The organism is Bacillus cereus group sp. Bc031, assembly GCF_027716265.1.
Classification (GTDB): Bacteria; Bacillota; Bacilli; order Bacillales; family Bacillaceae_G; genus Bacillus_A; species Bacillus_A paranthracis.
In genome coordinates this window covers 1-762 of record NZ_JAQFUL010000215.1, presented here as the reverse complement: position 1 = coordinate 762, position 762 = coordinate 1, and the positions used below count along the sequence as shown (strand labels likewise).

Below are 762 nucleotides of genomic sequence, written 5' to 3'. Positions count from 1 at the left end.
TTTCGAAACGATTATCTGTTATTTTTGGGGAATTTAAAACCGTTGTTATTGGGTATTTTACAATCGTTGATTACATAATCGTCCCGCCACAAACATTTTCATTAAAACTATTAGCATATACTCCATTTGAGTAATAAAGAGTTCTTTTAAATTTACCATTAGAATACTCATAAGGAATTGAGCATGCTGCTTGCTTCGGAGAACTCACAGCTTTTTGCGTATCAGCTGAAGCCGCTCCAATTCCTCCTGTTAATGCAATACCAGTTGCTAATAGCCCTACTACTAATTTCTTGAACATAATAAATCCCCCTTTAATAGTTTTTATAACTTACAACTTAAATGTATCACTTTTGTAATTTATGTAAATATCTTGAATATGTAGAAATATTTATTTAACTTTTGGTAATATTAGGATTCCATTTTATCAAATGAAAAATAGAGGAATTTAGAGAAGTATGTAGCAATGCATAATAAAGTGAAACTTTAATCAGTGGGGGGTTCTTTATCCTCCACTGATTATTAGTTGAACCAATCGGACTTTTATGGGCAGTTGATCCCCCACCTAACTTCTTTGCTTTCGCTGGAGGATTTGCTTTATTAGTTGTATTATTTATTCTATTAATCATTATCGGATGCAGTTGTTTCTGCTAAAAAACTATTAGAAAAGGTACCTATATGGGCATAGCCACATGCCCATCAACTTAAGAACGAAAACAAAATGAACTTTCGTTCAAACAAACTAAAAAACACGTAATGTACTTT

The 762-nt window shown here is 32.0% G+C and carries 1 protein-coding gene and 1 pseudogene; one reads left to right on the top strand and one right to left on the bottom strand.

All coding sequences use genetic code 11. From position 1 onward, the window contains the following. Positions 1 to 70 precede the first annotated feature (70 nt). Entirely contained in the window at positions 71 to 298 is a 228-nt protein-coding gene (locus tag PDQ33_RS28960; RefSeq protein ID WP_270757124.1) for a hypothetical protein, read from the bottom strand. A 278-nt stretch (positions 299 to 576) separates the two neighbouring features. Here PDQ33_RS28960 and PDQ33_RS28955 point away from each other — a divergent pair. After that, positions 577 to 651, top strand: a pseudogene (locus PDQ33_RS28955) (YjcZ family sporulation protein); the annotation flags it as partial. Positions 652 to 762 lie beyond the last annotated feature (111 nt).

Excerpts from the sequence above, each read along its gene's own strand:
- PDQ33_RS28960 (WP_270757124.1), bottom strand. The coding sequence starts at position 298 with ATGTTCAAGAAATTAGTAGTAGGGCTATTAGCAACTGGTATTGCATTA.